Here is a 25,236-nt window from a genome sequence, read left to right as displayed (position 1 = left end):
AGCCTATGAAACTAACCGTAAATTTAGGAAAAGACAGCTATCCCATTTATATCGAAAATGACCTGCTGAAACGTGCAGCACCACTGATAGGCGAAACATTTTCCGGCAGGAAGATCATGATCATCTCGGACGACAATGTTTACCCCCGTTACGGGCAGCAGCTTACGGAACAACTATCCGCAGACTATGACGTAAGCCGCCTTGTACTTCCCCATGGGGAAGCGACCAAAAGTTTTCAGTCGCTTCCCAGCATCTATGCCGCATTGCTTTCGGCAAAGATTACAAGAAGCGACCTAATCGTTGCACTTGGTGGCGGCGTAATCGGTGATTTAGCTGGTTTTGCCGCATCCAGTTTTTTAAGGGGCGTAAAATTTGTCCAGATACCTACCTCGCTGCTCGCCCAAGTAGACTCATCCGTCGGCGGCAAGGTGGCGGTAGACCTGCCGGAAGGGAAGAATCTGGTAGGCGCATTTTACCAGCCGAAACTGGTGTTGATAGACCCTATGGTACTGGACACTCTGGACTTGCGTTTCATCAATGACGGCATGGGCGAAGTCATTAAATATGGCTGCATCAAGGATGCCGGGCTGTTCCAGGCACTGGAATCCCACAGTTCCTTCTCAGAGCTTAAAGAAGAACTGCCTGCCATCATCCAAAAATGCGTGGATATCAAGCGCGTGGTGGTCGAACATGACCAGTTCGACACAGGAGAGCGGATGCTCCTGAATTTCGGGCATACCCTGGGACATACCATTGAGCAGTATTACCATTATGAGCGGGAAAGCCATGGAGAAGCAGTGGCAATCGGTATGTATCAGATTACAAGGCTTTCCGAAGACGCAGGGCTTACCGCAGACGGAACTGCCCAACGCATCCGCAGGCTGTTACAGACTTATGGACTGCCTTGTGAATGCGGGCTTCCTCTGGCAAAACTGACTCATGGGATTGCCGTAGATAAAAAGAATCTGAACAATAAACTGAACGTGATTCTGCTCCATGATATCGGAGACAGTTATATCCATCCTACAACACTGGAATTTTTCGGTCAAAACGGTAAAAATATATAATCTATCCGGAGGTATCTATCTTGAAATTAGAAGGAAAAATTGCAATTATAACCGGCGCCGGCAAGGGAATCGGACGGGAGGCTGCGCTTGCCGTCGCCGCAGAGGGCGCGGCAGTCGCAGCCGTTGCCAGAACCCAGGCAGACCTTAATGAGACGGTAAAAATGATTGAAGATAGGGGTGGTTCTGCCGCCGCCTTTTCCCATGACCTTACCATAGGTACGGAAGTACAGGCAATGGTCGATGAGGTAATAGAAAAGTATGGAAAAATAGATATTCTTGTGAACAATGCAGGCGGATATCCGTCTGAGGTCTACAAAAATATCGAACATCAGGCAATCAAGCTCTGGGAGTGGTCGGAAGAACAGTGGGATCAGATTATTAAGACCAATGTCCGTATCCCATTTTTGTGCATGAAGCATGTGCTTCCGGTCATGATTTCCCAAAAAGGCGGGAAAGTCGTCAGCGTTTCCTCCCGCATGGGACGGATTGCCTCTCAGATGGGCGCATATGCCGTAGCCAAGGGCGCCATCATTACCATGACCAAGACCGCCGCCATCCAGACGCAGGAATACGGTATTCAGGTCAACGCCGTATCGCCCGGAATCGTAGATACGCCGGGCCAACGGGTGTATAACCATTCCGTCGGGCAGGACAATGTAAAGATGGGCAGCGCGGCTGATGTGGCAAAGGCAATCGTTTACCTGCTGTGCGATGCGCCTCCGGTCATGACAGGACAATCCATTGATTTGTTCACGACCGTTTGATACTTCAAATTTCGTTTTCGATTTGTTTACAATTAATTCTTATTTTTAACATACTTTTATCACAGTTTCCGATTATACTATAATTGTTCGATAACACGAACAACAAAATTCTTTTTCATAACTTTTTCCTCAGGACTGCACTCCTCCCAATATGCAGTCCTTTTAAATTGCTCTTTTATGGTATTGACTGCGCCGCCCGGATACCCACATGTAGAGGAAAGACCACCCCACACAATGCCCGGCAAGAATCCCTATATCTTTCACCGCTTTTGCCCCGCCGCCTGCCGATAAGTCCAGAATCCCCTCAAACGTCGCCTGAGAAGGGACAAGATAACAGACTGCCGACAGAACCGGCTGGCTGATTCCCAAGATAAAGTCCAAAATCGGCACAGCCATGAACAGCAGCATTACCACCTTAATATCGATCATACCTGTCATCAGTCCCTCCGACGCCCCGCCAATCAACATCCCCACCAGCGCCGAGACAAACACCGAGAGAACAATCAATGCCAGCATTAGGAACATATTTTTCCAGGAAAACCGGAAACAAATACAAGCCGTAAGAACTGCCGACAGACATCCGAAGATAAATCCCACACTGATTTTCTGCACGATATACTGTCTGCGGGTCATAGGCAAAATCTCGTTGACAAAAGCCACGCCGTCCTCCTTTTCGGAAATCATGTTCATAGCGTTAAACGTACATCCCATAAACATAGCCACAATCAATATGGCTGCCGCAAACATATCCCCAAGCCCCGCCATCACGCCGGGACGCTCCAAAATCTGAACCTTCGCCTCTGCCGCCTGATTTCTCCTTTCATAAAGCACAGGCAGCGTGTCGGCAGTCCTTAGGTATATCTCAAGCTCATCTCCGGACACCATCGTCCTGATACCATTCCCCGCTGTCTCTACGCCAATCAGGTTCGTTGACGGCTCCTTCACCGCATCCGCCAGTTCCTCCGGCGTCCGATAGACCATAACCGTTCCGTAGCGATTTAGCCATGCGGCAGTATGGGATAAAATCCCCTCCTCCAACACGCCAAAAGAAAGCGTTCCTCCCAGCGATGAAAAATCAATCTGTCCGGCAAGACCAAGCGCAGCCGCTACAATCACAGGCAGCAAAAAGGTCATGAGACAGAACTTATCATGAAGCACACTTTTTAATTGATAACGCAGACCCTTCATACTACCCCTCCCTTCTCATTTCCCTGCCGAACATGTATCGCGCTGCGGCAAACAAGACCGCAATCCCGGCCAGGCACCCCAGATAGTAACCAATATTTGCTTCCTGCATTTCAAAATATGCATTTTTTAATCCCATGTAAATGTGATAGAAGGGATGAAAGCGAATCCAATCCAATTTTACCGCTGTATTTGCCACTAAGAACACAGGCGTTGCCGCAAAAATCGCAATCACCAGATACGCAAGGGTAAACTGTCGGAAGTCTTTCAAAAGCAGGGCGCATACCAGCCCGGTCAACGCCATGATAAGGGACAAAAGCGCCGTCTGAAGCAAAACTTGCGGCAATAGAGATACCGCATCCCTAACCCCTACCCCCAGCAATGTAAGCAACAGGGCAAATATCAAATCACACAATAGGAACAACAAAAGCTTGGACAATAAAAACAAATTTTTCTGTATGGGAAGGACGGCATGGACACGGATGACTCCCATACTCTTTTCCTTGAACAATATCGCGGCAATCCCCAGAAACCCAACGGCTGCAATCTCAAAAAACAGCAATTCACAGGTAATCTCTTTCCTGGCTTTCTGCTCCGGCGTATTGGAACCGATGACCTTGGCACGCTCGCTTCCTGACGGTTCAAGAAGGGAAAGGGCATAATCAGCCCGGTGGCGGTCAATTTCTTCTGTTCGTCCATATAATATAAGCTGTGCTTCCCCGGTACTTGCGTCAATGCCGACAGCATTTGCGTCATGTAAAAGAGCCGCGTCCATTTCTTCCAAAGAATCCACCCGATGCAAAAGCCGGGAAGCATCCCCTTGCGTTCCTTGAGGGTCGTACAGATATACTTGGTATATCGGTTCTTCCATAAATCTGACGTACCCGAAATTGACATATAAAGTGTAGAGAATTAAAAATACCAGCGACATGGGGAAAAATTTCCCAGCCGCCATGAGCCAGACATCTTTTTTCAGCAGAGCGCGAAACCCTTTCATTCAGACAGCCCCCTTCCTGTATATTGGATGAACACATCCTCCAGTGTCGGCTCCCCCGAATGAATACTCAGGATTTCGTCATGGGGGAACCGAACGCCCCCTTCCATCTCCGAAAGCTCCATCGTCCGCTCTTTCCGTTTTCCCCGGTATAGATAACTGACCAAAATACTCTGGCTGCTGTTTTGTTCTTTCAGATGTCCTGGCGTATCCAGCGCAACGATATTTCCGCCCGCTATGAATGCCACCCGGTCGCAAAGAAGGTCGGCATCCTGCATATTATGGGTCGTCAGAAATACGGTCGTCCCTTTCTTTCGCTCTTCCTCAATGATTCTGCGGAACAGGACTGCTCCGGAAGGGTCGAGCCCGCTGGTGGGTTCGTCCAGAAAGAGCAGTTTTGGATTGCTTAAAAGCGCCCTCGCCATGCTTACTCTCTGCCGCATCCCCTTTGAGTAAGAGGATACGGGCTTTTTGAGGAAATCTTTCTTAAATTCCAGTTCATCCAGTAATTCATCCACATTGCGGAGCTGATTTCGGGGATAAAATGAAGAAAAATAATTCAGATTATCCACTGCGCTTAGGTTCGCATACAGATATGGGAATTCAAACAAGACGCCAATTTTTTGGAAAAATTCCTGAGTATGTACTCCGGCAATATCCTGCCCGAACAAAGACACTTCGCCGCCATGCCCTTTCAGTATTCCGGTAAGAATCTTCTGGGTGGTGGATTTCCCGGAGCCGTTCGGACCCAGGAACCCAAAAATCTCTCCGTCGTTTACAGTAAAATTAAGACCGTGCAACGCCTGTTTACCCTTTTTGTAGGAAAATGTCAGGTCCTTTACATTAATCATCTTCATCACCCCATTTCCCACGCCGGTTATTCTGTTTCTCCTGCTGGCGGCGGCTCCACCATTTTACCCATTTTACCTTTAAGGGAATTATGACGACCAATATGATTATGATTAGAAGCCACCAATACCATTCCATGCCTGATAACATCTCAAATTCGCCTCCTATTCATGGAAATATTTGTTTTGATGGCATTAGATTATAGGATTGAAGTGAAATAGAAGTGCGATTCGTGTGAAGTTGATGTGAAATCAAAAAGGAAATCCCTATATTAAGGAACCATCGGAAAACAGAAGAAAAATTCCATTCCCCCTCCCACATTTTGCACCCCATAATCGACATGGTACATAGATAAAATCTGCGCGGTAATGGCAAGCCCCAACCCGGAACCCTTGGATTTATTATCCGGGCTTCGGTAAAATTTGTCCCAAATCCTCGCAAGCTCCTCATCCTTCAATGGCAGGCATTGATTGAAAACAGCAAAATGCACAAACTCCTTCTCACAACACACAGACAGCCGGATATCTCCGCCTGCCTGCACATATTTCTTCGCATTCCCAATCAGATTATTAAGCGCCTGCTCCATCCGCTGCCGGTCGGCGCGCACAAAAACCCTCTCATCCGGAAGCTCATACCTTATTGGACGAAGTCCACCCGCCCCAAAAAAATCATCCGTCTCCGGCGCATCAAGAAGCAGACGACCAGCCACCGTCTCCACCAGCTCCACAAAATCAAACCGCTCCTCCGTAAGCTTTACTGCCCCGGCTTCCAGAGCCGATAAATCCAGCAAAGCTGCCAGCATGTCATCCATGCGCCCGGCGGCATCCAAAATCCCCTTCACATACCGCTTCTTTTTCTTATCCTCTGTCTCCTCTGAAATCCCTTCCGCATAAGCCCGGATAAGGCTTAGCGGAGTCTTCATCTCATGGGACAGGCTGTCCGCCAGCTCTTTCCTCTGTGCAAGCAGGATACGCTCCTGCTCCACATCTTTCTCTAGCCGGGTATTTGCCGCTTCTAACTGATTAAGCGCCGAATGCAGGTTAGAAAACATCCGGTTCAAGCTCTGCGACAATTCACCAAATTCATCCCCTGTATCAACATCACAATGTGCCGAAAAATCAAGCTCTGCCATCTGCCTTGCCGTTTCATTAATCCTGCCAAGGGGAGCCGAAATCAGCTTGCCAAGCAGCACATCCACAGCCATAATCACCCCAACAAGCAGCACGAACCAAATCCAAAAACCGATGTCCCGGTTAACCGGCATCTCTTCTGTAATGAGATAAAACAGCACGATTGCTCCGCCAGCCATCTTTGACAGCGCCATAGTCTTACTGCGCACCGTCCCCAAATCATAGAACCTTCCTCTCTTCATGCTCACACCTCAAACTTATATCCCGAACGAATCAAAGTCACGATATGATATCCTTCGTCCTTCATTTTCTGCCGCAACGTCTTGATATGCGTATCCACAGTCCGGGTATTTCCCTCGTACTCGTAACCCCAGATGCGGTTCAATAACTGCTCCCGGGAAAACACCTGATTTTTGTTCTGCATGAACAGATGCAGCAGTTCAAACTCTTTGTGCGTCAGCTCCACTTCATTGCCATCTACCGTTACTCTGTGCGCCAAAGGCGACAAGACAATCCCCCCTGCCCTAAGCCCATCCTGTGAAATATTCCCTGTGCGTCGGAGCAGTGCGTTGATCTTTGCCAGAAGCAGCTTGAGGCTGAAGGGTTTCGTCACATAATCATCCGCTCCGTATTCATAACCTCTCAGCTTATCTTCCTCATCACTTTTCGCCGTCAGGAACAGAATCGGCAGATTTCCCATTTCCCGCGCCAGCTTACAGACCGAAAATCCGTCCAGATGGGGCATCATAATGTCCAGAATAGCCAAATCCACAGCATTATTTTTCAATGCCAGGGCTGCGTCCAAACCGTCGTCAGCGGTAATACAGGTATGCCCATTCCTCTTCATATAATCCACAAGTATCTCCTGCATCTCTTTTTCGTCTTCCGCAATCAATATCGTTGCCATCAGCCCATCACCTCGCTTTAAGCGCCGGATGCAGCGCTTGATGAACATATTATAATGCCCACATGAAAATTCTGCAAATAAAAACTATCCCATTCTCTCGCCTACTCCCTGCTTATCGTCTCCACAACCGTCATCCTTTTTATCTGCCTCGCCGGATTAAGCACCGCCAGACATACCGAAGCAAGCATAACGAAGACAATCACCACCATTTCCCATCCCGGAAGGCTCCAAGCCTCTCCCCACTTATTGGTCACTATGGTATGGAACATGAACCGGTTCAGCGGAAGACCTGCCAGACATCCGAAAATCAAGCCGAAAACCGTATACGTCAGCGTCTCCCCCGTTACCATCCGAATCAACTGCCCCACACTCATCCCGATCGCGCGCATCGCCCCATATTCCCGCATCCTTGCCGACACGCTCATACCAATACAGTTAATAATATTGAAAAATGCTATCAAAGCTATCACCGCCAAGAACCCATAGAGGAAAACCGCCATGGAAAAATATGCCCCTTTTATTTCCTGATTTTTCATTCGTTTATCCGAAAAAGTAAAATCCTCTCCGCACACCTGCCCCACAGCCTTACGGATTTCCTGCACCTGCATATCAGTGACATCCTTCTCAAGCTGTATGTCAAGCGCCGTGAAGCCCTTCTCCCCGGTCAGTTCCCGGAACATTTCCTCAGAACAGATGAGGGTATCTGTCGAGAAATTCAAGATATCAGACACACACTCTATGACGCCTGACACATGGATTTTTCGTTCCTTTCCGTCTGCCGATACCAAAATATTACTGCTGCATGCAAAAGTATGCTCCTCCAGAAACACAGAAAGTACGCCTTTCCCATCTATCACCTCCTGAAGCCTGCCTTCGATCAGCATATCTTCTGCCATCCTAAGCTGCCGCTCATCATATGATATCAAAACCACGTCTTTTCCGGCTGCCGGCATGGTAAGGTATGCATAACCTTTCCGGAATACCCGCTTCACCCCCGGATACTCTTCCAAATCTTCGGCAAATGCCGTCGGAATCCGGTTCATTTCCTCCGTCCCCACATTCACCGCAATATCCGGCGCCGAAGAGCGCAGAGGGGTGACGGCATGGTGCATGAAGTCAATCAGCGTACCAAAGGACAGGAATAAGATGATACTAAACGCAAAGGAACCTGCGACCAGAAAGAAATTCTTCTTACTTCCGGATGCATGATGGATGCCCAGCGCCATATCTACCTTGAACAGCCTGGTATGCGCCGCCTTCTTTGCCGCATAGACTGTCCCGGCATTTCCCGAGACTGCCGTAAGGGGCGAAACAGCCCCGGCTCTTTTCGCCGGAGAACGTGCAGCCAAAAGAACTGTGACCAGACCCATGAGAATCCCGGCTGCCGCCCCCAGCCAGCTAATCCCCAATACCGGCAGCCCGTCGAACAGCCCCGGACTTAAAAAACGCAGCATTCCACACAAAGCCCATGTGACTGCCACTCCTGCCGCCACTCCCGCCGGGATTGCATCTTTGCACCAGCTAAGAGCCTCTTTTCGCACAAAACGGACGACTTGTTTCCCGGTCGCCCCGAGACAGCGCATCATCCCAAAAAATTCTGTGCGCCTTGCAATACTGCTGTTCATGCTTGCCGTTATCATAAAAATCCCGGCTATCACCACCAATACTGCCAGCATTCCTGCCAGCAGATAGAATGACAGCAGATAGGAATCTCTGGTCTGAAGCATCAGCATCAGAACCTTCGCATTCTGCCGTACCTGCCCATCTTCAAGCCCAAACTGGGTGCGAATCTCGCCGATTGCCTTCTGGATATTACAGAACTTCCGAAACTCGACAAAATAGATTGTTTCCTGAGCTGTCCCCGTTTCTTCCGGGCGTAATGCCAGAAATCCGTCGGTATTAAGGAACACACAGAACGCATCCAGTTCCGCCGTCAACGCCGTATTCTTTGCAATCCCGGTAATTACGTACTGCCGCGCTTCCCCTTGGGGTATGGTCATAGAAACCTTATCCCCAATCTGCGTCCCAAGCCTGTCCATTGCGTTTTCATTCAGCGCAATCTCCTCTGCCGTTTCGGGAAATGTTCCTTCTAAGATTTCAGCATCCGGGAACATTTCCTGAAATTCCTTATCGAATCCGCAGATTCCCGTCTCGACTCCCTTTATCTGATAACCGCCCCCAAGATTGTAATTCAACGAGCCATATCGGGCGATTTTCTTTATCTCGGGGCGTTCCCCAAGCAATGCCCCCTGTTCTTCATCCATCACGAATCCCCCATGCCAGCTCCCGTCTGTCTTGACTGCTTGGAAATACTGAGAGCGCATTTCCATATCTGCCATCCCGAAAATTACCGTTACCAGAAATACTGCCAGCGCGATACAAAGCCGGGTCATACGGTTCTGTTTCCTGTGCTGCTTTGCCGAGATTTTGATTAAGTCCAGATAGTGTTTCACTTACACACACCTCCCAGCTCGCTAAGTTTCCCGTCCGATACCCGAAACACCCTGTCTGCCGACGCTGTCAGGTTCATATTGTGGGTAATCATCAGGACTGTCTGCTGGTAATGCCGGGATGCCTTGCACAGAAGCTCCATCACGTCCTGACTGCTCTGGGAATCTAAATTTCCTGTGGGTTCGTCTGCCAAAACCAACGCAGGATGTGTGATGAGCGCCCGCCCAATCGCCACCCGCTGCTGCTGCCCGCCGGATAACTGCCCAGGCAGATGTCTCCGCCGATCCGTTAACCCAAGGACTTCCAAAATCTCGTCTACCCGCCCCGGGTCTGGTTTCTTATAATCCAGCAAAAGCGGGAACATAATATTCTGCTCCACGTCAAGCTCCGGGATGAGGTGGAAGGACTGGAAGATGAAACCAATATTCTGCCTGCGGAAAATGGTGCGTTCGTTTTCCCCCATTGCGAATAAATCCTTTCCGTTCAGGAATACCTTTCCCTTGTCTGCAAAGTCAAGCCCTCCGATACAGTTCAGAAGCGTACTCTTTCCAGAACCGGAAACTCCAACCACTGCGCCGAACTCACCTCTTTCCATGGTGAATGAAACTTGCTTTAATGCCTCCACCCGGGCTTCTCCCGCTCCGTAGACCTTACTCAGGTTCTCTACTCTTAATATTTCCACTGATGACACCTTACCTTTCTTTCGGGGTTCATATATTGTTGGGCGGCGAATTGAGGGAGACGCAAACAGCAAATTATTTTTCCAACTTTTCTCCCGTAGACTGCGCAGTGCCTTCTGCAAATGCATAATGCTGTCGAAAATGTTGCACACTGCCGGTATTGATTTTTCCTTTGAAACGCAAAAGGCCATAGATCCTGTCGTAAGATCCACGGCCACAAGATGCATATAGGTGGTTCATTGTTTGTCAGCCAGAGTCGGGAGATAAGCCAAGCCAGAGGCAACCGTAACTGCATCTACCTTCCGCATCAGACTGCTGAGCCGCCCCTCATTCCAAAAAATATCAGAAAAATCAGACAGTTCACATCCTACATCATGGTTCGGGATACAAAGGTAATTCCCATATTTATGCTGCCCGGCCAGGATGTGGAAGTAAGTCCCCCGCCCATTGATCTCTGCTTCATACCACCCAGGCCGCCACCGTAATAAGAGGATCTTTCCTGTCCAGATTTCCCTGCGGGGACCATCCCTGAGGATACAGTTATATTCCATAAGCAGCACCTCCCTACCCAAGATTCTGGCTGCTGACGGAGGCTAGTATCACTTCTGTGTCGATCATCTTCTTCTCCATCTGTGCGCCAAGGGTGAGAGCGTTAGTCATGAGGTTGTCCACCAGCCTGGGACTTCCCTGGGAGTGGCTGTGGACCGCGGAAAGGGCGGCCTGCTCTATGATGGAGGAAGAGCCTCCCGCACAGGTGATCTTATGGAGCACGTACTGCGCCACCTCCGAATCAGAGAGACCGGAGAAGTTGTAGTGCACAGTGATCCTCTGCCGCAGGGCTTCATGAACGGGCTTGCGCAGGGTATTGTTAAGATGGGGTTCCCCGCACAGGATGAGCGTGAAGCAGTTCAGGGAGTCATAGCCGTAGTTCATGAGCATTTTGATGTCCTCCAGGATGCCTGTGGATAGGTACTGGGCCTCATCAACGGCCAGGAGGAGGGGCTGCTTCTTATCCTTGTAAAGGTAGAGGATCTGCTCCTGTATGGCGCGGAACATCCCGGGCTTACCGCCCCTTGGCTCCACCCCCAGGACGGAGCAGAGCTGGCGGTAGAACTCCATGACGCTTACGGTGGAGAGGCAGATGTACTCCATGTGGTAGAGGTTGGGGTTGAGTCCTTTTGCAAAACAGCGCAGGGCGAAGGACTTGCCCATGCCGGGGCGTGCCGTGAACAGGCCGATGCCCCTGGTATCTTTTAAGTAGTCCAGCCGGGAGAGCATCTCAGAAATGTCCTTAGAAAGGAAACGGTCTTTCTCCCGGGCCATTTGTTTATCAAAAGGATTGAAAGATAATCCATAGTAAGAACGGAACATCAACAGCCACCCCCTAACTTTGAGTAGTCAATGCCTGGTGCGTTATTGCGCTTGGTCCTGCAGTTTTCGTTCTTATCCGTAGGCCGGATGGGGTAATGCTCCCCTTCGTAAAGGATGAAGGCGGAGGACATGTCATCCGGAAGGAACCGGATCTCCACTTTTGATGAGATGAACTGCATGGGGACGTCGTAGGCCACCCTGTCGATGGAGACGGTAGAATCCTTGTTCACCTTCCTTGTAATACGGTTCAGGAAGCATTCCTCCAGCCATTCCCTGGACTTAGGCCTGCGGATGGAAGAACGGGTCTGCTGGTAGCGCGCAAGGGGTGTAGTGCCGATGCCGGAATGGACGGAAGTGTTGTAGGAGCGCATGTAATCCTTAAGGAGCCCGTTGAACTGCGCCAGGGAGGTGATGGAATCCATATCCAGGGTATAGAGCCAGGTTTCCTTGAGTGTCCTGAACTGGCGTTCTATCTTGGCTTTGGAGGCACCGTCCCGTACTTTTGTATGTAAAAGGACGGTGCCGATGGAACCGCAGATCAGGGAGAGCTGCGCACCCACGTAGCTGCAACCGTTGTCGACATAGAGCTTAGACGGGATCCCGTGAGCGGCCACGGCATCCTTGAGCACCTTCTGGAAGTTGTAGGCCGTATCATTATAGAAGAGTCCGCCGCCCACCAGGAAACGGGAATGGTCATCAATGACCAGGATGCAGTAGACCCTCCTGCGCTGGCCGTTTTCCGTGATATAAGGAAGGTAACAGGTATCCGCCTGCCACATTTTCCCAAAGGCATCTTCCTCGAAGGCCTTCCTGTCCCTCAGGTTTGGGTTGGATGCCGATTTCAGGTCATGCTTCTTCACAAAACGCTGGACTGCGCAGACGCTGACGGAAGCAGGGATGAAGGCTTCTTCCACAAGATGTTTGTGGATCTGGGTGGAATTCAGTCTTGGGAAAGCCGCCTTGAGCCGGCAGATTTCTTCGATGGCGGTATCTGGCAGCACCCGGGTGGCACCCTTATCGGAGCGCTCCCGGGGCATAAGTGCGTCGATGCCGCCGTTCTGGTAAAGGGATACCCACTTGCTGATGGTTTTGGGGCTATAGCGGAACACAGAACCATCCGGCAGGGTGAGAGGGTTCTCGGTGATACGCTGGTAGTAGGCGTTCCTGGACGCATCTGGGTAAAGGTCATGGATGACCGGTGCAATGAGCGCGAGCCGGAACTGTGCCATGGCGGCTGCATCCGAAAGGTTCTTTTGATTGTTGTCCATAAAAATATCCTCCTTAGGTTGTTTTGCACCATTATGAGGGAGGTGGGGAAAGGAAGCCATACCTATGGCGTGTGGTTGAGGGAAAGCATTTCACGGGCCGAATACCTGCTGGCAGTAAGGCGCCGGATTCCTATGGGACTGGAGGAAGGATTTCGCAAAGCGGCGGACAAAGGCGGAAGCAAAATCAGAATAGGCGGGTTGGATGGACAGAGCCTTCAGGAAAGAAAGGGCGGATATCTCCACGGAAGAGAGGATGCCCAGCCATTCCACCTTCTGCACACGGAAAAGATCCAGCCATCGGCGCAGCTGGGAAAGAGAGATGGAGAAGCGCTCGCAGAGTCTCTCCACGGTAGACAGGTGCAGGAAATACTCCGCCAGGACACGCAGGAGAAAGAACAGGCCATAGCCGGAGTAGGGGATGATGAAGTCCGGAAGGATGGCATGGGTATGGCCGCAGGTACAGATAAGGCGCAGAATGCAGAGGCTGTGGCGGACAGGGGTGCCACCCACGAAGTCCACCAGAGAACGGCCATAGTAGGCATGGATCCGGCAGCTTCCCTTAGCCCCACAACAGGGACAGGTCTGCAGCTCAGGGCAGAATCCCTCCATGAAAGAATCAAACAGGACTTTAGATGAAGTTTTTATACGAATCAGCTTGCAAAACAGGGAGTTTTCTCTTATCATAGTATATGTCGGTAGTGCCGGAGTCACAAGAGTGGGACATGATCCCGTATATGGCAGGCACACTGGTGTATGAGAGAAAGAACGAACTGTAGGGGTGCTGTTCTTTCTCTTTTTTTCGTTCCATAAAAACTATATCGGAACAGCATGGAATGGTCAAGAGGAAAACGTGCTGCTTCCTACAGCACATTCTTATAGACGTTATTTGGGACTTGAGATTTTAATTTGACGTTTTTGTGCGGGAGATTTGAACTTTAGTTTGCGGGACGACAATATATCTTCATATATCTTTTTATAATTTTGCCCCCCCCCCCCCTTACTATTTTCTACAAATGAAAAAGGTGTAAAGTCCTTAATAATTCAATAACGACTTTACACCTTGGTCTTAATTAATCTTCAAGTGTTTGTTGTAAATTGTCTGCAACTTTTTGCAGCTTTTCTTTTTCTTTTCCATCTGATAATGTTTCAAGGACTTCCCTTATGTCATCTAAAACAAATCTTACAAATCCCTTGAATTGACTATCTGTCATGCCCATATCCTCACCTACTTTCTATAAGTGCCGTTCACTTTGGTACTTTCATTATATCAACCGGTAATTTAGGTGTAAAGCCTTTATTGAATTATCAAAGAGCTTTTGGCTGTGCAACATTCTGGCTCCCTGTTATACAGCTTTGAAGCTTAAAAAAATTTAATAAAAAAACCTCCCATTTTACGGGAAAATACGAGATGGGTTAAACCAGATAGGGATAAAAATAGATATGTATCGGCAGGAGCATAGATTTTCTCCTGCCACGCCTATATTTAGGCGGTTTGACGTTTGGTACGCTGCATATATTCCCGTTCCATTTCCCGCATTTCCTCGTCCGTGGGGATGTCCACAATCCCGACATAGGAATAGTAGATGTCGATTTGCTGTGTCCGTTTCCCGTCCTTTTTCTCACGCTCATGGACTACGATTTTATCCACAAATGCGTTTAGGATTTCGGGCGTCAGCTCGTCGATGTGGGTGTATTTCTTGGTGACTGCTATCAGCTTGGCGACATTGGTCGCTTCTGTGTCGGCTTTGCTGACCTCGGCTGTCAAGGCTTCGATTTCCTGCTTTAGCTGTTCCTGCTCGGCTTCATATCCGTCTGACAGCTTGTAAAAGCGTTCGTCATTCAGCTTTCCGTTGACATTATCCTCATAGATTTTACGGAACAGGCGGTCAAGTTCCTTTATCTGCTTTTCGTCCTTTTCTATCTGTTTCTGCTTTGCGGATAACTCGTATCGGCGTTCCGCAAGGGTGGCGTCAATCTGCTGTCGGATAAACACATGCTCAAACTGCTGTAAATAGGAGAGGAAATGCTGAAGCTGTTTCAAGACCAACTGTTTTAATGCGTCCTCTCGGATATAGTGCTGCGTACATTCCTTTGCCCTGCTCGTCCTTTTATACATGGAACAGCGGAAATGCTCATATCCGTTTGCTGTGGCTAAGCTGAGTTTCGCCCCGCAGTCGGAACAATAGAGCAGTCCCGAAAAGATACTTGTCACGCCGCTTTTGGTCGGTCTGCGTTTATTTTCCCGTATCATCTGTACTTTTTCCCACATATCCCTGTCAATGATGGGGGCATGGGCATCCTCGATATACGTCCGCCTGTCCTTTGCGGTTGGAATACGTTTCTTGCTCTTAAAGCCTAAACGGGTGGATTTAAAGCTCTCCGTCACGCCGATATACGCCACATTTTCCAGAATGGATGCAATCGTGGCTGGCTCCCAGTTATAGGGATGTCCCGATTTTTTTGCAACGCCGATTCCCTTTGACATTTTGTAGGCTGACGGGGTAAGCACTTTATCTTCCCAGAGGGCTGTGGCAATGGCTGACACGCCTTTTCCCTGCATACAGAGTGAAAATATCCTGCGGACGACTGCCGCCGCTTCCTCGTCCACAAGCCAGCGTGTTTTATCTTCTGGATTCCGCAAATATCCGTAGGGAGGTGCGCCCAGATGTTCCCCCGCAAGCCCTTTCGCTTTCTTGACTTCCTTTACCTTTTTGCTCGTACTTTTGGGATACCATTCGTTGAAAAGGTTGGTAAAGGCGGCAAATTCGTTGCTCTCAAGGCTGCCCGTATCCACGTTGTCCATGATGGCGATGAACCTTACGCCCGCTTCGGGGTAGATAATTTCGGAGTAAGAGCCGACCTCAATATAGTTCCTGCCGAAGCGTGATAAGTCTTTGACAATGACGGTCTTTACAAGCCCTTTTTCAATGTCCGCCGACATTTCCTTAAAGCTTGGGCGGTCAAAATTCGTACCCGTATAGCCGTCGTCCACATAGTATTTCGGGTTAGGGAAACCGTGTTCTTTGGCGTATTTCATCACATATTCTTTCTGGTTTACAATGCTGTTGCTCTCACCTTCCCGCCCATCGTCTTGAGTAGGACGGATTTTGCGGACATTCAAAATAAAAAGAATGTGGAGGTAACAGACAATGGCAAAGACGATTTTTGAGGAACTGGGCGGCAAATACGAAAGGCAAGGCGACTATTTAATTCCATGTATAGCTTTACCCGCTGAAGAAGAACAACCGATAGGTATATGGGGACAACGGCATTTGAATTATCTGAAGCAGTACCGCAAGGTTACATACACCAATCTTCTCACAAGCGGCAGGCTGAACATTTACCTTGCCGACATTGACAGACAGGCGCAGAAACGCTTTGAAAGGCTCATAGAGGGCATGAAACAGGCGCAGGGCATAACGGAACGCCTAAAAGAAGAAAATGCCTTAGAATGGACAGGGCGGCTAGGCAACATAAGGGCTTGTGCAAGGGAGATTGTGAACGAGGAAATTATAAATGTATAGCAAACTGGTGGCAGGGGGTAAAAGCCCTGTCGCTTTTCTTGTCGGGAGACTATTATTAAGTTTGCTTAGTTGATAGAGTTTGTTTGAAGATTTATAATTAATATATAGGTAGCTTGCAATCTTGGGGGAAGGGCAAGTTCTGGACAAATTCTTGAAATTATCAGATTGCAGCATGCTATACTTTTGGTAGAATCCTATAAAAAGCATTTTTTTTTACTTCTCTACCGTTGGTAGGTGTTCATTTTATGCTGAATTTGTATAATAAATTGTTGGAAGGAGGATTTGTAATGAATCAAATAAAGATAGGTGCATTCATTTCTGATTGCCGTAAGGCAAAAGGATGGACACAGAATCAACTGGGGGAAAAATTGGGAATTACAGATAAAGCTGTATCAAAATGGGAAACAGGTAGGTCTATGCCAGACTTATCTTTGTTTATGCCTTTATGCAATCTTTTGGAGATTACATTAAATGAATTATTAGCAGGAGAACATATTTCAGAAGAAAATCTGAAAGAAAAAACAGAGGAGATACTTTTGGAAGTCATCACAAATTGGCTAGGGAATGACAAATGGGAATTAAGAGAGGACGGCATTGAAGCTAAGAATGTATTAGAAGTGCGGGATGTTTCAAAAATTTATAACACAGAAAATACATCGACTTTAGCCGTAGATAGTGTCAGCTTTCAAATTCCGTATGGGAGTTTTGTAGGTATTATGGGAGCATCTGGTTCTGGAAAAACAACTCTGCTGAATCTAATTGCAACAATAGATACTCCGACAAATGGAACAATTAAAATTAATGGACAGGATATTGTAGATTTATCTGAAATAGATAAAGCAAAGTTTCGGAGGGAGCATTTGGGGTTTGTTTTTCAAGAATATAATTTACTTGAGACATTGACAATTTATGAGAATATCGCTTTAGCTTTGACAGTAAAGGAAATTCCAAAGAATAAGATTAAACAAACTGTCCTTAATTTATCGGAAAGACTTGATATATCCGCTATATTGAATAAATTTCCTTATGAGGTATCAGGCGGTCAAAGACAGCGATGTGCCTGTGCAAGAGCAGTTTCAGTAAATCCAGACATAATACTTGCAGACGAGCCAACAGGAGCTTTAGATTCCAATGCCGCCAAACAACTCTTGGATACTTTTACTATGCTCCGTAATGATTATGGAGCAACAATTTTAATGGTTACACATGATGTCATGTCAGCCAGTTACTGCGACCAAATATTGTTTATGAAAGATGGAAAGATAAAAACAGTGCTGAATCGGAAGCAAGAAAGCAAGCAGGCTTTTTTCACAAGTATTTTAGAAAAGATGGCATGGATTGCGGGGGATGAAAACAATGTACTTTAAACTATCAATTCGTAATGCAAAGCGTTCTATCGTAAATTATCTTTTATATATTACGACAATGACAATTTTATTATCAATTATGGAAGTATCCAACTGTATTGCCATTGTAGGGAAACAAGTTGGTTTCCAAACAATTTCTTTACCGATTTTAATAACTTTACTTTTGGTAATATTGGTCGGATACATTGATTCCTTCATGTTGAAACAACGTGCAAAAGAATTTGCAAACTACTTATTGTTGGGAATGGAAAAAAGAAAATTGTCTTTTATGTTTCTGTGTGAATTTCTAATAATAGGGATTGCTTGCTTTATAGCAGGGGTGTTGATTGGATTTGGTATATATGCCGCACTTTGTATTGCAGTGTTGCATAAAGAAAATGAAATGAATATATCACTTTTTGGATGGAGTATATTACAGACATTTTTCTATTTTTGTTTGGTTGAATGTCTTGGCGCATTTCGTAAAAAGAATATTATTGATAAATTGCAAATAAGGGAATTGATTTGCGAAAAAGACCGTAATCAAAAAATCAGTAACAGTAATACCTATAAGAAATGGGGAATCGTCTTTATTATTGATTTAGTATGCTTAATAGGACTTTTATGTGCGATAGTTTTTTTGCCCAAATATATTGCTTTTCCAATTTTATCTATTATTGCAATTCCTTTATTGAGTTCTATTTTTATTTTTTACAAATGGTTATTTGGGTATTTATATGCAATAAGGCAGGAACAGCCCAATTCTCTATATCATAAAAATCGGCTTTATATGATTGGGCAAATAACATCAAGTTTAAAAACAAGTGCTGTTATTAATATTATTTTGTGTATATGCTTATTGTTTTCAGCGATGTCTTTCTTTTGCGGAGTAATTATGCTTCAACCGAGTGTTAATTTATTTAATACAGATAGCCAACAATGGATGGGAGTTTTGCAAATAAGCCTTTGTCTTATTTTTATTGTTATATATTTTTCAGTTTTGTCTTTGCAGCAGATTGTAGAATTAAAACAGGAATCAAAAGGCATTAAGGTATTGTCTTATATTGGGAAAAGCAATAAACAAATAAAGGAATTAGTAAAAAAACAGATTGCAGGCAAATTGCTTATGCCGATGTTTATGACACTTTTGGTTTTGCTCTTTAGTATTCCATTGTTAAATCTGAAATTAAATTTGCTATTGCCTATTGTCATGCACAATATTCTTTTGAGGGCTGCTTTCTGTTTTGCGATATGTTTCTTGCTTTTTTATGTTTGCTATTTTTTTGTGGTGTATACCATAAGCAAACAATATGTGGGGATTGCTAATTATAGAAAGCCCTATTGAAAAAATACAGTTTTTTATAAAGGAGTTTGAAGAGATGAAAAATAGATGGATTATGTGCCCTTGTTGTAAAGGTAAAACCCGAATAAAAATAAGAGAAGATACAGAATTATATAAATTTCCGCTTTTTTGTCCAAAATGTAAGCGGGAGCAGATTATCAATGTTCAGCAGTTAAAAGTAACAGTTATCACAGAGCCAGACGCATAGACGCAGAGCCGATGAACTTGTGCAATAAAATCACAGTTTGTTGGCTCTATTTTGTTTCATAAGGTTTTAAGGCAAACGCCCACCAAATAAAAAAAACGAGGTTCGGTGGGCGGTATTGCTATGCCCGAAAAGACTTAACAGACACTCTCCAGACCTGTTTTTAAAGTTTGGAGGGTTTTTTAATGTCCTTTTTTCGGGCAGTAATCTATCTGCTCAAGCAACGCAGATTTGACTTATACATAGCACATCGGGGAATGGCAGGAAGCCAGTTAAAAAAATCCCTGCTTATGCAAGGCTACTTCTCACCATGAAACCAGAAGTAGAATCTGCACTTAACAGAATATGTATCTCCTATAACCGTAGAGGTCACAGAGCCTTTGCTGTCGCCAGATAAGGATGTTTTTATGTAGGATACAGTGTAACTCTGTAAAAGGGATTACACCGTATCCGTTTGTTACGCCACAAATTTGAAGTCCTGCGGATTGTTCCGTATTTCTTCCATTGTGGCGAGGATTTCTTTTTCGGTGGGAATATCTATCATGCCCACCGCTGTAAAATAAATATCTACTTTCACATGGCTGTGTCCGCTGGATTTGTCGCTGTTGTGGACTTCGATACGCTCAATCAGAGAATTGACAAGCGTAGGGGTAAGTTCCTTAATGTCGGTCATTTCCCGCAGAGTGCGTAAGACAAGCCTTAAATCCATTACTCGCTGTTCGGCGTTCTGCAAGGTCTGGCGGTTTTCATCTACTTCCTGCGTCAATGCTTTCTGCTCCTTTTCATAGCTTTGGAGCATTTTAGCAAACCGCTCATCGGAGAGGATGCCGCCTGCGTTCTGTTCAAACACTTTTTCAATCAGCCTGTCGATTTCTGCTATCCGCTTTGTGCCGTCCTCAACCGTCTGCTGGAGCTGTTGGTATTCCTTCTGCCGCATGGCGTTGTTTTTCTTTGCCAGCAGATACAGGAATACCGGCTCATAACAGCGGACAAAATCGGATAAGTCGCTGACAGCTTCCAGCACAAGCCTTTCAAGGACAATATCACGGATATAGTGCATGGTGCATTCCCCTCTGCCAGATTTATATTGGGAACAGCGGAAATGCTCCTGCTTCCGTTTCATGCTCTTGGCGGCTACAAAGTGCATTTTTGATTTGCAGTCGTAGCAGTAGAGCAGTCCCGAAAAAAGGCTCGTCCTGCCGGTTTTCGTCGGTCTGCGCTTGTGTTTGCGAAGTTCCTGCACCCTCAGCCATTGTTCCTCGGAGATGATGGCTTCCTGCATGTCGGGTATGATTTGGTAATCTTCCTCGTTGTGTTGGATTCTCTTATGGACTTTGTAACTGACGGTAGTGCTTTTGAAATTGACGGCGCAGCCGGTGTACTGTCTGTTTTCAAGGATATACCCGACGGTCGCCTGTTCCCACCCGCAAGGGTTTTTGGGGACTTTCTGCGCGTGTTTCCTGCCGATGGATTCAAAATAGGCGGTGGGGGAGAGTATCTGTTCTTCTTCAAGTTGCCTTGCAATCTGCATCGGGCCTTTCCCTGCAAGGCACAGGGCAAAAATCTTCCTTACAGTTTGCGCCGCCGGTTCGTCGATTACCCATTGTTTCGGGTTATCTTCCGATTTTCTGTACCCATAGGGTACGATAGAAGCGATACGCTCGCCGTGTTCCGCTTTGGACTGCCACACCGCACGGATTTTTTTAGAGGTCTGCGCCGCATACCATTCGTTGAAAATATTGTGGAATGGCATCATCTCCACGCCGTCGCCGGTCAAAGTGTCCACACGCTCCTGTATGGCGATAAAACGGATGCCAAGGGACGGGTACACCACCTGCGTAAGCCTGCCCATTTCTACCTGCTCACGCCCGAAGCGGGAAAGGTCTTTTACAATTATCGTGCCGATTTCACCGTTTTCCGCCATACGCTCCATACGCATAAAATTCGGTCTTTGGAAGGTTGTCCCCGACACGCCGTCATCTACAAAAAACATTGTGTTTGCAAAGCCTTCTTTGCGGGCGTAATCCTGTAAAATCTGCTTTTGGTTCGTTATGGAATTGGATTCTTCGTCTTTGTTATCGTCGTCAACCGACAGCCTGCAATACAAAGCTGTGATTTTTTCTTCTGTCTGCCCGTTTATTTTCGTTGCTGTTGTCATGATTTTTTGCTCCTTTCCGACAACCGGGCATAGCAAAGGCAGGGTTATCTTACCATACCCAGTTATCTTTTTCCAATGTGCAATAAATAAATTCTCCGCAGCAAGCTGTGGGGGAATTAAAGCCTCTTTTGGATTAAATCAGATTTTCGGACAATATCAGTTCTTTAAACTGCTCCAATACGCTTTGTCTTCCTTTCTTGCTGAAATGGGTATTGACTTCGTAGGTCGTGCCGCCAATTTTTAATGAAAACTCGTTTTCCCCGCTGAAACGCACTAATTTCCTGCTTTCAATGCGGATATCGGGACTGCGGGGCAGTACCTCCTGTGACAAATTGATTTTCTTATTTTCATCTATCGGCTCATGCGGCAACATATAGACTGCATTTGGATTGGTTGCAAAGATTTCTAATTTTTTCATACTGATACCTTACCTTTCCTCACGGCTTCTGCGGCTTCGTTCCAGTTTTCTGTTGTATTCATAAAGCAGCTTCAAAATCGTGTCCGTCATCTGTTTTTGCGTAAAGTTTTTCGGGAAAAATCCCTTTAAATCCTGTACTTTAAAACTGATACGCTCGGTCTGATTGCCTTTTTCCTCTGACATAATTTCATAAATACCGTCCGAAGAAAGAGTATTCTGCTGAGCCTTTTTCTTCATGCGGATACTCTGTGTGTGGGAGGGTGTGCAGTCGTTCAAGTTCATTGCGTCAAGCAATATTTTCTGCTGTTCTTTGGAGAGGTAGGACAGTTCCACGGCGGGGCTGAGTGCGATAATGCCCCCGTCAACCTTGTCAAGCAGTTCGGGGATAAGATAAGTCAGACGGATATAGCGGAACACTTGGTCACGGCTCTCATTCTGTGATTTTCCTATTTCGGCGGCGGTATCCGACTTTGTCGCAGCTTGCGATAAAGTTAAATCGGTGCGTTTGCCCTGTTGTTTCATTGCATCCATTTTCATTTTGTAGGCAAAGGCTTTTTCACTTGGGAGCAGCTTCTCACGGTGCAGGTTGCTGTCTACAACGGCAATCATCGCTTCGCTGCGGTCAAGGGGATAAATTAAAGCAGGAACTTCGGAAAGCCCTGCTTTTATGGCTGCGTGTAAACGCCTGTGTCCGCTTATCACTTCATATTCATCTGTGCTTTCAATGGCACGAACAATTAACGGAGAAATAATTCCCTGCGCCTTTATGCTCTCTGTAAGATTGTTCATATCTTCATCATCCAGTACCTTAAAAGGATGTCCCTCAAAAGTACGGAGTTTATCTACTTGGATATTCGCTGCCTTTTTCTTCGGCGGGGTATTGGTTCTAAATTTGGTATTTGTCATCGTGCATGCCTTCTTTCCTTATTTTTAGTTATAACGGCGGTTTCCGCCTGCCGTTCGGCTTCAATTACTTCTTTCAGCTTTGGTATTTTTTCAAGGACAGCCTTTGCAAGGGATAATTCTTTCCGCAGGGGTTTTATCTTGGTGGAGATTTCCCTTGCCTGTGCATTTAATTCCCCGATTTTCTTATGGCGGTTGCGGTTGTAAACTGACTGCCTTTCTTTTTCCAAATCGGAAATCTGCCCACGCTTTTTACTGATAAAAGAAACAAGCTCCTGCGGGGAATCAATGTTGTTCTCACATAGGAAATTGTATTCTTTCAGCGTTTTATCTAATTTTACGATTTCCTGCCGCATGGCGGGAGAGAGCGGATGGGGAGTTTCGGGGGCAATGTTGTTTCCCGTAACCAACCTGCAAAGTTCAATCACAAGGGCGAAAAGTATCTGTATGCCGTCCATGCGCTGTATTTTGCGGTACTCGATTTCAAGCGTAAGGAGCGGCGTATATTTCGGCTTGTGGAACGGGACATAGCCGATATGCTGCTGGTTGTCAAGCAGCCTTTCCCTGATTGCTTCGGGCGTGTATTCCTTTCCAAGCCGGTCTAAGCGGACTGCCCTCTGCCAGCCTGTCCCCTTTACGGAATAATGGGCGAAGTTTTCATCACGGCAGATTTCATATCCCATGTCCTTTAAACGGATTTCAAATGACTTGAAGCTGGCGGACTGGGCAAGGGCGGCGTCAATATCTGCTTTCAAAAGCTCCCGATGTGACAGCCCGCCGTTTTGTTTCCGCCAGTATTCTTTTTTGCACCCGCCGTAAAACTCTGTGTCCTTGAGAATGCCCTTTCCATGTTCCAGACATACGGCGTCGGAGATTTCCCGCAGGTGGTAATGGTCGGAGATATGGTTTTCAAACTTCCTGCCCGTCTTAAAAGATACAGAGTTTACAACAAAATGGTTATGGACGTTATCTGTATTAAGATGAGTGGTAACGACGACTTCATACTTGTTTCCCCACATACGCCTTGCGGTTTCCAGTCCGATTTTGTGCGCTTCTTCGGGCGTGGCTTCGCCGGTCTGGAAACTCTGGTAGCCGTGGTATGCCACATTGCCGCCCGTTTTCCCGAAGCGTTTTTTCGTTGCCGTCATACGCTCATACGCCCGCTTTGCGTTGCAGTTGATGCCGCTGACATACATACGCTCATCTGTCTTTTTATCGTTTGAAACATACCGCAGGGCGGCGTACATGGTGTTAGAATATAATTAGTACAAGTTAGACATGGAAAATTCCCAACAGGAAAGTATAATAGAACAGATGGAGGAATGAACATGGCTACACAATATACAGAAGAATTTAAGAATGATGCAGTAAGGTATTGGAAGGAACATCCAGAGCTTGGGATTGCTAAGTGTGCAAAGAATCTGGGGATTAGTAAGACAGCTCTTTCTAACTGGAGAAAGATATATGATGCAAATGAGGGGACAGTCCCAACCAGAGGAAGGGGGAATTTTGAGAGTGATGATGCAAAGGAACTTGCACGCCTGCGTAAAGAGCTACGTGATACACAAGATGCTTTAGATATCTTAAAAAAAGCAATCGGCATACTGGGAAAATGACAGAGGCTCTCTTCCTGGAGACTGCCCGGTATGAAGAGCAGCTTCTGGAAGAGGGGAAACGCCGGCCGAATGTCTCTGGTGTGCTGAGGATCTTAGGTGTTTCAAGAAGCGGATACCTTGCATGGAAAAACCGCCTCCCTTCCACCCGGGAGAAGAGAAAGGAGCAGATAAAAGAGAGGATCGTTGAGATTTATCAGGAATCCCATCAGAATTATGGAGCCCCCAAAATAGCAGAATGTCTGCGCAGGGAAGGAGAAAAAATAGCAGACAAAACAGTGGGGAATTATATGAGGGAATTGGGGATCAAAGCACAGTACGTGAAACCTTATACCGTTACAACAATCGAACCGGATCTAAGCAGTAGGCTGAGAAATATTCTGAAAGAAAAATTTAATCCGGAAGAACCGGATGCAGTCTGGTGTTCGGATATCACTTATATCTGGACTTACGAGGGCTTTGTATACTTAACGAGTATTATGGATCTGTACTCGAGAAAGATCATCTCATGGGTATTAAGTAATACATTAGAAGCAAAACATGTCGTAAAAGCGGTAGAAAAGGCAAAAAGAAGGAGGAATGTGGAGAAACCCTTAATTCTGCATACAGACCGGGGGATCCAGTATGTGTGCAGGGAGTATGTAGAGGCAACCATTGGAATGAAGAGAAGTTATTCGAAAAAAGCGTATCCATGGGATAATGCCTGTATTGAATCCTTTCATGCATTGATCAAAAGAGAATGGCTGAATCGATTTAAAATAAAAAATTATGAACATGCCTATAAATTGGTATTTGAATACATAGAGACATTTTATAATACGGTAAGAATCCACAGTCATTGTGGATATCTATCACCAAATGAATACGAGAATGTGTATGAACAGAAATTGAATAAGATGGAAAGATTGGCTGGATAAAAAATGGAAGGTTGTAAGAAAAGTTCACTTTTAACTTGTACTTTTTCTTGACATAGTACCAACAAATCACTGTCCACATATTTTTTGTCGATGGTCTTGTCGGGATTTTCCGCATAGTCAATCACTTCCTTCAGCCTGTCCTTG

General features: G+C 46.4%; 26 protein-coding genes. 8 read left to right on the top strand and 18 right to left on the bottom strand.

Annotated features, from left to right (window positions below; genetic code table 11):
- Positions 1–5: 5 nt before the first annotated feature.
- Positions 6–1,067 carry a 3-dehydroquinate synthase gene (gene aroB, locus AC6I3O_RS01220; protein WP_497849424.1) on the top strand — a complete coding sequence of 354 codons (1,062 nt, stop codon included), beginning with the start codon at positions 6–8 and terminating at the stop codon, positions 1,065–1,067.
- Between the two features lie 20 nt (positions 1,068–1,087).
- Positions 1,088–1,831 carry an SDR family NAD(P)-dependent oxidoreductase gene (locus tag AC6I3O_RS01215; protein ID WP_497849423.1) on the top strand — a complete coding sequence of 248 codons (744 nt, stop codon included), beginning with the start codon at positions 1,088–1,090 and terminating at the stop codon, positions 1,829–1,831.
- A 162-nt stretch (positions 1,832–1,993) separates the two neighbouring features.
- On the opposite strand, the gene AC6I3O_RS01210 is transcribed toward AC6I3O_RS01215, so the two are convergent.
- The 14 genes from AC6I3O_RS01210 to AC6I3O_RS01145 form a co-directional block, all read right to left on the bottom strand.
- Positions 1,994–3,019: an ABC transporter permease gene (locus tag AC6I3O_RS01210; RefSeq protein WP_497849422.1), complete on the bottom strand. Its 1,026-nt coding sequence runs from the start codon at positions 3,017–3,019 to the stop codon at positions 1,994–1,996.
- A 1-nt stretch (position 3,020) separates the two neighbouring features.
- A complete protein-coding gene (locus AC6I3O_RS01205) occupies positions 3,021–4,013 on the bottom strand; it encodes an ABC transporter permease (RefSeq protein ID WP_497849421.1) in 993 nt (330 codons plus the stop codon).
- Complete coding sequence (locus AC6I3O_RS01200) at positions 4,010–4,861, bottom strand: ABC transporter ATP-binding protein (protein WP_497849420.1); 852 nt, start codon at positions 4,859–4,861, stop codon at positions 4,010–4,012. The genes AC6I3O_RS01205 and AC6I3O_RS01200 overlap by 4 nt, the downstream gene beginning before the upstream one ends.
- Entirely contained in the window at positions 4,854–5,009 is a 156-nt protein-coding gene (locus AC6I3O_RS01195) for a hypothetical protein (protein WP_497849419.1), read from the bottom strand. Before AC6I3O_RS01195 ends, AC6I3O_RS01200 begins: the two co-directional genes overlap by 8 nt.
- A 121-nt stretch (positions 5,010–5,130) precedes the next feature.
- Entirely contained in the window at positions 5,131–6,231 is a 1,101-nt protein-coding gene (locus AC6I3O_RS01190) for a sensor histidine kinase (protein WP_497849418.1), read from the bottom strand.
- 2 nt (positions 6,232–6,233) lie between these two features.
- Positions 6,234–6,896, bottom strand: coding sequence for a response regulator transcription factor (locus AC6I3O_RS01185; protein ID WP_497849417.1), 663 nt, complete (start codon positions 6,894–6,896; stop codon positions 6,234–6,236).
- Between the two features lie 101 nt (positions 6,897–6,997).
- Entirely contained in the window at positions 6,998–9,349 is a 2,352-nt protein-coding gene (locus AC6I3O_RS01180; protein ID WP_497849416.1) for an ABC transporter permease, read from the bottom strand.
- Positions 9,346–10,029 (bottom strand): ABC transporter ATP-binding protein, encoded by a 684-nt coding sequence (locus AC6I3O_RS01175; RefSeq protein WP_497849415.1) that lies wholly within the window; start codon positions 10,027–10,029, stop codon positions 9,346–9,348. Before AC6I3O_RS01175 ends, AC6I3O_RS01180 begins: the two co-directional genes overlap by 4 nt.
- 234 nt (positions 10,030–10,263) lie before the next feature.
- A complete protein-coding gene (locus AC6I3O_RS01170; RefSeq protein WP_004604849.1) occupies positions 10,264–10,578 on the bottom strand; it encodes a DUF6618 family protein in 315 nt (104 codons plus the stop codon).
- A gap of 13 nt (positions 10,579–10,591) precedes the next feature.
- Positions 10,592–11,398 carry an ExeA family protein gene (locus AC6I3O_RS01165; protein WP_004604850.1) on the bottom strand — a complete coding sequence of 269 codons (807 nt, stop codon included), beginning with the start codon at positions 11,396–11,398 and terminating at the stop codon, positions 10,592–10,594.
- Entirely contained in the window at positions 11,398–12,666 is a 1,269-nt protein-coding gene (locus AC6I3O_RS01160; protein WP_039909679.1) for a DDE-type integrase/transposase/recombinase, read from the bottom strand. The genes AC6I3O_RS01165 and AC6I3O_RS01160 overlap by 1 nt, the downstream gene beginning before the upstream one ends.
- Positions 12,667–12,756: 90 nt before the next feature.
- Positions 12,757–13,275: a DUF6431 domain-containing protein gene (locus AC6I3O_RS01155; RefSeq protein ID WP_290452057.1), complete on the bottom strand. Its 519-nt coding sequence runs from the start codon at positions 13,273–13,275 to the stop codon at positions 12,757–12,759.
- Positions 13,276–13,736: 461 nt separating this feature from the next.
- Positions 13,737–13,877 carry a hypothetical protein gene (locus AC6I3O_RS01150; RefSeq protein WP_497849414.1) on the bottom strand — a complete coding sequence of 47 codons (141 nt, stop codon included), beginning with the start codon at positions 13,875–13,877 and terminating at the stop codon, positions 13,737–13,739.
- Positions 13,878–14,149: 272 nt separating this feature from the next.
- Positions 14,150–15,787: a DUF4368 domain-containing protein gene (locus tag AC6I3O_RS01145; RefSeq protein WP_497849413.1), complete on the bottom strand. Its 1,638-nt coding sequence runs from the start codon at positions 15,785–15,787 to the stop codon at positions 14,150–14,152.
- Positions 15,788–15,815: 28 nt separating this feature from the next.
- Between AC6I3O_RS01145 and AC6I3O_RS01140 the strand changes: the two genes are divergently transcribed.
- The 4 genes from AC6I3O_RS01140 to AC6I3O_RS01125 all read left to right on the top strand — a co-directional run bounded on the left by AC6I3O_RS01140 (position 15,816) and on the right by AC6I3O_RS01125 (position 19,086).
- Positions 15,816–16,190: a TnpV protein gene (locus tag AC6I3O_RS01140; RefSeq protein WP_491867378.1), complete on the top strand. Its 375-nt coding sequence runs from the start codon at positions 15,816–15,818 to the stop codon at positions 16,188–16,190.
- 287 nt (positions 16,191–16,477) lie between these two features.
- Positions 16,478–17,557, top strand: coding sequence for an ATP-binding cassette domain-containing protein (locus AC6I3O_RS01135; RefSeq protein WP_497849412.1), 1,080 nt, complete (start codon positions 16,478–16,480; stop codon positions 17,555–17,557).
- A complete protein-coding gene (locus AC6I3O_RS01130; protein WP_497849411.1) occupies positions 17,547–18,881 on the top strand; it encodes an FtsX-like permease family protein in 1,335 nt (444 codons plus the stop codon). Before AC6I3O_RS01135 ends, AC6I3O_RS01130 begins: the two co-directional genes overlap by 11 nt.
- Before the next feature lie 34 nt (positions 18,882–18,915).
- Positions 18,916–19,086, top strand: a complete 171-nt coding sequence (locus AC6I3O_RS01125; protein ID WP_491867381.1) for a cysteine-rich KTR domain-containing protein — start codon at positions 18,916–18,918, stop codon at positions 19,084–19,086.
- 454 nt (positions 19,087–19,540) lie between these two features.
- Here the strand turns inward: AC6I3O_RS01125 and AC6I3O_RS01120 are convergent, their stop codons facing one another.
- The 4 genes from AC6I3O_RS01120 to AC6I3O_RS01105 form a co-directional block, all read right to left on the bottom strand.
- A complete protein-coding gene (locus tag AC6I3O_RS01120; protein ID WP_497849410.1) occupies positions 19,541–21,241 on the bottom strand; it encodes a recombinase family protein in 1,701 nt (566 codons plus the stop codon).
- 133 nt (positions 21,242–21,374) lie between these two features.
- The gene (locus tag AC6I3O_RS01115; RefSeq protein ID WP_497849409.1) at positions 21,375–21,659 is read right to left on the bottom strand and encodes a hypothetical protein; all 285 of its coding nucleotides are present in this window, start codon (positions 21,657–21,659) and stop codon (positions 21,375–21,377) included.
- Between the two features lie 9 nt (positions 21,660–21,668).
- Positions 21,669–22,565 carry a ParB/RepB/Spo0J family partition protein gene (locus AC6I3O_RS01110; protein WP_497849408.1) on the bottom strand — a complete coding sequence of 299 codons (897 nt, stop codon included), beginning with the start codon at positions 22,563–22,565 and terminating at the stop codon, positions 21,669–21,671.
- Entirely contained in the window at positions 22,562–23,809 is a 1,248-nt protein-coding gene (locus AC6I3O_RS01105) for a relaxase/mobilization nuclease domain-containing protein (RefSeq protein WP_497849407.1), read from the bottom strand. The genes AC6I3O_RS01110 and AC6I3O_RS01105 overlap by 4 nt, the downstream gene beginning before the upstream one ends.
- Positions 23,810–23,890: 81 nt before the next feature.
- Here AC6I3O_RS01105 and AC6I3O_RS01100 point away from each other — a divergent pair, with 81 nt between their 5' ends.
- Positions 23,891–24,178: a transposase gene (locus tag AC6I3O_RS01100; RefSeq protein WP_016220920.1), complete on the top strand. Its 288-nt coding sequence runs from the start codon at positions 23,891–23,893 to the stop codon at positions 24,176–24,178.
- Positions 24,175–25,092, top strand: a complete 918-nt coding sequence (locus tag AC6I3O_RS01095; RefSeq protein WP_016220921.1) for an IS3 family transposase — start codon at positions 24,175–24,177, stop codon at positions 25,090–25,092. Before AC6I3O_RS01100 ends, AC6I3O_RS01095 begins: the two co-directional genes overlap by 4 nt.
- Positions 25,093–25,236 lie beyond the last annotated feature (144 nt).

The organism is Sporofaciens sp. St.21A7, assembly GCF_059728535.1.
The sequence above is the reverse complement of the archived record's forward strand: the minus strand, read 5'-3'. Positions and strand labels throughout refer to the sequence as shown.